Annotated in this window: 9 protein-coding genes and 1 pseudogene; 5 read left to right on the plus strand and 5 right to left on the minus strand. The window is 66.7% G+C overall.

Features of this window, described 5'->3' with window-relative positions; translation table 11 throughout:
• The first annotated feature begins 342 nt into the window (after nt 1-342).
• The 3 genes and pseudogenes from ACFWWR_RS48160 to ACFWWR_RS48170 all read left to right on the plus strand — a co-directional run.
• Nucleotides 343-738, plus strand: coding sequence for a luciferase family protein (locus tag ACFWWR_RS48160; RefSeq protein ID WP_384310710.1), 396 nt, complete (start codon nt 343-345; stop codon nt 736-738).
• Nucleotides 739-763: 25 nt separating this feature from the next.
• Complete coding sequence (locus tag ACFWWR_RS48165; RefSeq protein WP_384310711.1) at nt 764-970, plus strand: three-helix bundle dimerization domain-containing protein; 207 nt, start codon at nt 764-766, stop codon at nt 968-970.
• A gap of 231 nt (nt 971-1,201) precedes the next feature.
• Nucleotides 1,202-1,596, plus strand: a pseudogene (locus ACFWWR_RS48170) (transposase); the annotation flags it as partial.
• Nucleotides 1,597-1,706: 110 nt separating this feature from the next.
• Here ACFWWR_RS48170 and ACFWWR_RS48175 read toward each other — a convergent pair.
• Genes ACFWWR_RS48175 through ACFWWR_RS48185 form a run of 3 tightly spaced genes read right to left on the minus strand, consistent with a single transcriptional unit; the run spans nt 1,707 to nt 3,519 of the window.
• Nucleotides 1,707-2,885, minus strand: a complete 1,179-nt coding sequence (locus ACFWWR_RS48175) for an AAA family ATPase (protein WP_384310722.1) — start codon at nt 2,883-2,885, stop codon at nt 1,707-1,709.
• The gene (locus ACFWWR_RS48180; protein ID WP_384310712.1) at nt 2,882-3,121 is read right to left on the minus strand and encodes a hypothetical protein; all 240 of its coding nucleotides are present in this window, start codon (nt 3,119-3,121) and stop codon (nt 2,882-2,884) included. The genes ACFWWR_RS48175 and ACFWWR_RS48180 overlap by 4 nt, the downstream gene beginning before the upstream one ends.
• Nucleotides 3,118-3,519, minus strand: a complete 402-nt coding sequence (locus tag ACFWWR_RS48185) for a hypothetical protein (RefSeq protein ID WP_384310714.1) — start codon at nt 3,517-3,519, stop codon at nt 3,118-3,120. The genes ACFWWR_RS48180 and ACFWWR_RS48185 overlap by 4 nt, the downstream gene beginning before the upstream one ends.
• Before the next feature lie 27 nt (nt 3,520-3,546).
• Here ACFWWR_RS48185 and ACFWWR_RS48190 point away from each other — a divergent pair, with 27 nt between their 5' ends.
• Nucleotides 3,547-3,906, plus strand: a complete 360-nt coding sequence (locus ACFWWR_RS48190) for an ester cyclase (protein WP_384310715.1) — start codon at nt 3,547-3,549, stop codon at nt 3,904-3,906.
• A 168-nt stretch (nt 3,907-4,074) separates the two neighbouring features.
• Here ACFWWR_RS48190 and ACFWWR_RS48195 read toward each other — a convergent pair whose 3' ends face one another.
• Nucleotides 4,075-4,491 (minus strand): YybH family protein, encoded by a 417-nt coding sequence (locus tag ACFWWR_RS48195; protein ID WP_384310717.1) that lies wholly within the window; start codon nt 4,489-4,491, stop codon nt 4,075-4,077.
• A gap of 197 nt (nt 4,492-4,688) precedes the next feature.
• On the minus strand, nt 4,689-5,198 hold the full coding sequence (locus ACFWWR_RS48200; protein WP_384310719.1) for a transposase: 510 nt from the start codon (nt 5,196-5,198) through the stop codon (nt 4,689-4,691).
• A 1,584-nt stretch (nt 5,199-6,782) separates the two neighbouring features.
• Between ACFWWR_RS48200 and ACFWWR_RS48205 the strand changes: the two genes are divergently transcribed.
• Nucleotides 6,783-6,977, plus strand: coding sequence for a hypothetical protein (locus ACFWWR_RS48205; protein WP_384310721.1), 195 nt, complete (start codon nt 6,783-6,785; stop codon nt 6,975-6,977).
• Nucleotides 6,978-7,065 lie beyond the last annotated feature (88 nt).

Raw genomic sequence — 7,065 nt, forward strand, 5'->3', positions numbered from 1 at the left:
GGTCCGGCAAGACCGCCCCTGACATGCCACCAGCCCACTACACTCCCGACGATGCCTCTGACCAGGCCAGATAGCGAAACGCTGCTGGAGTACTAAGTCGCCCCCTCTATGGAGAACCCGGCATGACGACCTTCCGCGAGCATCGGACCTCGCCTGAGGGAACGCATGACGCCACGGGGGCCCGTCTTGAGCAGGAGAACGCCCAGCTGCTAGGAGACGTACAGGCAGGTGCTTGTCGGCCCGTCGTGCATCCCGGGTGAATCGAGCCATTCGCTCGCTGCGGATTGGTTACGGATCCCTCACCTTCTGGTGGCGTGGAAGTGAGCTGGTCATGATGGGAACATGACCTTGGCCGCAGATGCCCTCACACAATTGGCGACCTGGCCCGATCTGTCCGAGGCGGAGCCGAGCTGTGGCACGGGCCGGGCCCTTCGTTCGCCCCACGGCGAGATCGTCCATTTCCACTCCGGCAACGACGTCGACGTGTATCTCACGGCCCGAGCCATCCGGCAGTTCCAGGAGCACCTCACGGCATCGACTGCTGTCCGGCTGGTGCCCGGCTCGCAGTGGGTGACGCTGCGCCTCGATCTCGCGGGAGAGGTCCACCTGCTCATGACGCTGGTCAGCCTCGCCCTGCGGGCGCATGAGACATGGCCGGTTCCGGACGACGTGCCGGGAGCGGAATGCAATGATCACGACAGGGCGGCGCCTTCGCGCGAGTATCTCAGTGGAGGCTGAAAGACACCTTCAGGCAGATGGAGCCATGGCTGACAAGGCACGCGAAGACGAGTCCATCCGCGGGATCGTAGAGCGCCTGACGGACGCGTTCAGTGCGACACGCAGCCCGGCCGAGGTGCAAGCCGCCGTAGCCAAGGCTCACGCATCCTTCGCAGACCGGCCGGTGCGCGAATTCATTCCCGTACTGGTCGAGCGCCGGGCACGCACCCTGCTGAACGAATCATCCGACTGACGAGCCGCGGCCAGCCAACCGGGGCGAGACCGCGCTCGCTCGCCACACGTCAGACACCCCAATGGGCTCCGGCAGCAGTGCCGGCACGGGCGTAACCATTCTGCGCGCCGAGGCGTTGAGCAAGGCTGATCTGCACGCCGCGAGTCGACGGGCTGGTCGTTCTCCGTCGGGTGGGCCGCGAGACGCTGGATGTCACGCTCGTGGAACCCGAACTGGCGGTGGAAGTCAGCGGGCCGCAAGCGGCACCTGGTCGTCGACACCAAAGGGCTACCGCTGTTCGTCATGGTCACCCCGGCCGACATGACCGACCGCGACGCGGCCAAGGAAGTGCTGTTCCGGCTGCGGCTGATGCACCCCGAGATCACCATCGTCTGGGCGGACTCCGGTTATGCCGGAAAGCTCGTGACCTGGGCAAAGACGAACCTTGGACTGACCCTCAAGACCGTCAGCCGGCCGAAGGACGCCGTCGGGTTCGTCATCCTGCCCCGCCGCTGGGTGGTCGAACGGTCCCGGCCTGGATCATGCACGCCCGTCGGCATGCGCGGGACTACGAACGGCTCGTCCAGCACTCCGAGTCGCTGATCACCTGGGCAGCCATCACGCTCATGACCAGGCGAATCACCCGCCGAAGCGGACAGCCGACCTCCCGCGAAGCCAGCAGGGACTGATCGTTCTCAAGGGCACGGTCAGCCCCTCGGCCCGGACCGCTCCAAAGCCCGTCAACCTGGACGAATCACTAGGTGCACAGCTCTGACAAGGCGGCATCGGCAGTGATCGCATCGGCTACCCGTTCGACGGTGTGTCCGTCGGTGTCGATGCGCAGATCACCGATCCCGGCATCTTCCAGGCTGGCGGCCGATGCCACCGCCTGGTCGGCGACGTGGAGCAGGCGTGTGACGGACTGCCCCCGCAACGGGTCGCCCGGTTGGGCCCAACTGCCGTCTTGTCCACGGGACATGATGCGTTCCGTCAGATGCTGCCGTCCGGCGTGCAGTCGGCACAGCGTGAGCTCGGCCGCAGGCATCGCGTCGGAGTACGCCTTGACCGTGGCCTCGTCCTCGACCGGGCCGGACATGATCAAGCACTGGGCCCCGGCCGCACGGTAAGTCCGCCACACGGCGGCCAGGTTGCGGGCCTTGACCCGGTGGTTGGCGGCATCATCCGGAACCGGGCGGCAGAAGCCGAGCTGGTCGAGATCGAGATACGCGGCGGTGGCACCAGCACCCAGGACTCTTTGATAGACCTCGAAGCCAACCGTCGACTTGCCGACGCCGGTCGCGCCGCACAGCCACAGAACCGGAAGATCAGCAGAAGGCTCCGCCTGCGCCAAGGCCGAGCTCCTGCCCACAGCGGTGACCGCCGACGGCTCGGGCGCGTCAGCTGACCGGCCAAGAGCCGTGGCCGGCCATCCGCCGGTTCGCTCCCCGACACGCCGCGCCACCTCGTTCACCAGCAATCCGCTGGTGTCGACGCAGGCATCCGCGAAGGTGCTCGCGTCCAGGGCGTCGGCTTCCCGCAGCACCTCGTCGACCAACTCGGCAGGACCTCCGCGACCGGTGAACCGCTGCCGAAGCACCTCCCGGTCGGCACGCAGGCGGCAGACCGTCACCGCGGCCTGCGGAATCTGGTCGACGTGCGCTCCACAGGCGGGATCGACGACACCCGAAACGACGAGACACCGGGCGCCGGCCGCCCGGAAGCCGGCCACCACCGCATCAACGTTGCGTGCCTTCATACGGTGCCGCCCTGGATCCCCCGCAGGCTCGGGGTAGCAGATCCCCAACTGGTCAATGTCAACGAAACCGCTCTCGATCCCGGCCCGTATGAGGTGGGAGTACATCTCCCAGGCGACCGTGGTCTTACCGACTCCTGGCGGACCGCAGAGCCACAGCACGGGGAACACAGCACCCCTCACCAGCTTGCCGCCAGATCCGGGCGACGCGCCGTGAGCTCCAGAAGCGCGGGGTCGATGACAGACACCATCACCCCGGATTCTCTCCATCGCGCACGTGCTTGTCGACAGATTTTGGCGCGCTCGCGGAACGCCCCCACGAGGATCAGGAACAGGCACTGATCAAGATTGGCCAGGATGCCGGGGAGAGCCTTGGTGTCGTGGACGGCAGCTTTGGGGGTGGTGACGTCGGTGATCACGCTGGGAGGTCCGGGTCGCAGGTCTCGGTGACGTGCGCGAGGAAGCCCTTCCAGCGGGTCTCGCCGCGTTCATAGCGGGCGCTCGCGTCGTAGGGCGAGACGATCGCGACGGCAGAGGGCGGCAGGCCGGCGTCCTCTGGCTCGCGCCACTTCGGGCGGTCCTGGGCATCGAGGTGGTAGTTCTGCACGAAGATCTGTCGCAGGGCCTGGACCTGCTCGCCGCCGCCGAGGGCGGGCAGGTAGCGGTGGACATAGCGCAGGAGCAGGCGGACGTCCTCGGTGTGCGTGGTGGTGCGTATGTCCTGAGTCGGAGTAGGTCGAGACCGAGGCTCTTCGCTGTGTTCGCCGCAGTCGGCATTCGCGCAGGCCGGCTCCGCTCTTCTCATAGGCTGAGCCACGCCCGTGTCCTGGACAGGAAGCGTGAGATGACAGACGACGTACGAGCCCTCGCAGAGCGCATGTATGAAGCATTCAATGCCCGTGACCTCGCCGTGGCAGAGGCGATCTTCTCGGCCGACTTCGTGAGCCATCCGTTGGGAACCGTTGGCGTCGACAGCGTTGTGAGGGCGTGGAGCGGGCTCCACGCCATGTTCCCGAACATCCAGGTCATCGTCGAGGACATGCTCGTCGATGCAGATAAAGCCGCAGTCCGCACGAGCCTGCATGGCATCCCGGGGGGAGTTGAGGAACAGGCTCTCCCCTCGATGATGGAGATCTTCCGGGTGCGGGACGGGCGCATCGCCGAGCTGTGGGGCCTGTCTTCACTCAGCCGCCCTGGGCGCTGAGTTCAACGGTTAGCCTCCTTGGGAACGGTTCGCGGGGACAGGCCATGGGGCTGGTGAACGTCAGCGGTCCGTTCTCAGCAGGGGACTCGAGACCGGAACGGAGTCCTACCGCCTGGCCCGCACCAAGGCGAACAAGACCAACGGGCTGAGGTGGGCGCCTGCCAAGGATCAGGAGCTGAGATGCTCATGCAGCATCTTCAACTCGCCGTCCCTCCGCACGATGACGTTAGTGCCTCGGCCCTGGCCAGAGCGTGGTTCACCGTCGACAACGCCGGTCCAGGCAAACCGATATCGGCACACCGCGATGTCCAGGGTGAGGACAGGCCATTCCAGATGCTGCACCTCATACACTTCGTCGAGGATCTTCGCGAACGTCCTCTCGATCGCGGATCGGATCTCCTCGATGCCCCGATGCGAACCGTCCGAGAACCAGTACACGGCGTCCTCGGCGATGAACTGCACGACACGTGAGATGTCGTGGCTGTTGTTGGCCCGCTCGTACTCGCCCATGAACGCAGCGAGCGCAGATTCCAGAGATGTCCGATCCGTCATACGGCCATCATGCCGACGCTCTTGCGCGGCCATCACTCTTCTCTCGCCGCTTCGGTGGTCCCAAATCAAGCTGCTCTCCGGGGCCACCCCGCGGCACCGCCCCAGCCACACCACCAGCGGTCAGCGTCCCCCTGGGGAATCGAGACCACGTGGGTGGGGACTTGTGTGACGCTGATCAAGCGGATCGTGGGGAATTACCTGGTCAGGCCGCGATTCCGTGAATCCCCCGCTCATGATCGGAGCAGGATGCGGGTGCGGAGGAGGCGGAATGAGGCACGGCCGTACATGGCCCGCTTGATCGTCTTGATGCGATTGACATGGCCTTCGACGATGCACGAACTCCATGGAAGGGTGAGGCCGGCGGTGACGGCGTCGAGGTCGAGGCACAGGCCCTGCGCGAAGGACAGGATGGGCGCCGGCGCGTCGCGCTCGGCTTCGCGTATCCACGTCAACAGCTGGTGGCCGCGCCGTTGTTGGAGCAGGTCGTGGAAGGTCCAGGCGAGGTCGCACGCCCGGGCGATGTCGGGGCATGCCAGCCGCACATTGAGAAGCTGTTCCTCCTCGCGGAGCTTCAGAGTGCCACGGGGCAGCATGATCCAAGTGGTGATCTTGCGTGGGCTCGGGATAGCGCCGCGGGCAGGTTCAACAGTGCCGGTCCTGAGCCCTGCCACGTAGCGGCGCACAGGCAGGTCGCTGCCCTGGTAGCCGCGCTCGCGTATCTCGTGGAAGAGGTCGGTCAAGTGTCTGCCCCCAACGGGCCACATCACTTCCGGTGCCAGGTGTCCTCTGGATCCGCATGATTCAGACACAGACTCGTACTGTGGGACCGTGACGACGCCTTTCGACGACGCTGCCACAACGTGGCGACCGGTCGCGTCTGACGGCGAGGACAGCCGATCATTTACCGTCCGGTGACGGCCGCAGCACGATGGACCGCATGAACGTAGCTGACCGTTGGGCGTGTCGTTGAACTTGCCATGACGATGTGGGAAGAGGACGGGCCTCCGGTCGTTTACGCCGGGCTGACGGGTGCGTACTGGCTGGACGGCGACGAGAGTGACTGCGGATGGTGCCGCGTCCTCCTCGGTCCCGGGGATGCGTCCCGCCCGGACACCACCCCGGGCCGCAGTGAGCGCTCAGCAACCAGGTGCAAGAGCGTGCAAGCGCGGGTGGAGCGGGCGCGGATTGTCATGGTTCCCGCGGCATTGATCACCGCATTGGCCGTGCTGATGCTGGCGGCCATGGGCTGACCCAGCGCCATCGACCTGTCTCGGGAGCTGCCATGAACTGACCGGCGCCCGTTGAGGGGCAAAGTCCGCGGATCCTGGAAGGGTCCAGGGCGATGGCCGCCGCCGTGGTTGGCGATGGCGGCGGCCATCGCCGTGAGACAAGGTGTCTGGGTGGGCCGAACACCGCGCTGCCACCTGGGTAGGACGCGCGGGTCAGTGCGCGAGGTCCGCCTTGCCGAACAGGACGGCGCAACTAGAGAGCAGTTGGCTGACGCCGGGGAGGCGGGTCGTGCAAGCCCACCCGGCAATTCAACGGCACTGCTGCCGGCCAGGTGATGACTCGCCCTCCGGCCCGGTGGCCGCGGCTCCATTCACACGGCCGGGAGCATGCGACAGCATCACCGCCGTCTGCCAGCGCAGCGAGGTGATCGCCTCGGCCAGTTGCTCACGCAGGCACACAGCCGTATCTGACCCGGATGCCGCCACAGCCAGGCCCGGGCCGTCCGTCTCGCTCTGACCACCCGCCTCTGGATCTCTCAAGGGAGCTGGATTTTCCAAGGGAGCCGGTCCGCAACGGCAAGCACCACGGCGGCCGCAACCAGCGCCGCTGAGCAGATGACCATCACGGCCCGGCTCCACCCGCTCTCCCGCCTGACGCCGATGCTCAGGTCATCCCGCCCGGGCCGGGAGCCAGAAAGCCCGAGCTGTGCCGCATACGGCACAGCGTCGTCCACGCGAGGATTCACGCCCGGACCAACGCGTGATCAAGACTTTCGACACAGCACAACCGCCATCACCACCCGTTCAGCCCACCGCCCCTCACAACGGCACCCGCCCCCGGGCCGCAAGGCCAGGCCCCGGTCCCTACCCTGCCTTCCCCGCCAAGGAGAACGGCGGCGGCCTGGCCGGCGCCGCCGCCGGCGCCCTGCGGACCGCCGCCGACCGGGTACAGGACGCTCGACACCAACGTCGCCTGACCGAGGAACGCAGGCCCCTGTCCACTTGACCAGAGCGCTCAATCAACGCGGCTGAGCAGGCCCCGGTCGTCGCGGCCTCGTAGTCGCGGGTCGTGAGCGTGTCCTGGCCGGTCCATGCGTGGACGGCCTTGACGAGGCTCTCGTACGGTTCGCGATGGAGGGGGGACAGCGGGCGCAGCTGCTGCAGGATCTCCTCGACGCTGAGCTGGCTGAAGCGGGGGATCGGCAGCAGATCCTCGGGAAGCGCCGGCCGTCGGGGGTCACCGACTACATCCGAAGGTTCGACGACGACGGCCGCCTTCAGTACACCTAGTGACCTGAGTCAGAGATTCGTCGGCAGTAGGCGGCTACTTTGTCGAGGATCTCGTCAGCGGTCTTCGTCCAGACGAAGGGTTTCGGAT

Origin of the sequence: Streptomyces sp. NPDC058678 (genome assembly GCF_042714835.1) — a bacterium.
Classification (GTDB): Bacteria; Actinomycetota; Actinomycetes; order Streptomycetales; family Streptomycetaceae; genus Streptomyces.

Coding starts and splice junctions, on each gene's coding strand:
- ACFWWR_RS48160 (WP_384310710.1), top strand. CDS start 343: ATGACCTTGGCCGCAGATGCCCTCACACAATTGGCGACCTGGCCCGAT.
- ACFWWR_RS48165 (WP_384310711.1), top strand. CDS start 764: ATGGCTGACAAGGCACGCGAAGACGAGTCCATCCGCGGGATCGTAGAG.
- ACFWWR_RS48190 (WP_384310715.1), top strand. CDS start 3,547: ATGACAGACGACGTACGAGCCCTCGCAGAGCGCATGTATGAAGCATTC.
- ACFWWR_RS48195 (WP_384310717.1), bottom strand. CDS start 4,491: ATGGCCGCGCAAGAGCGTCGGCATGATGGCCGTATGACGGATCGGACA.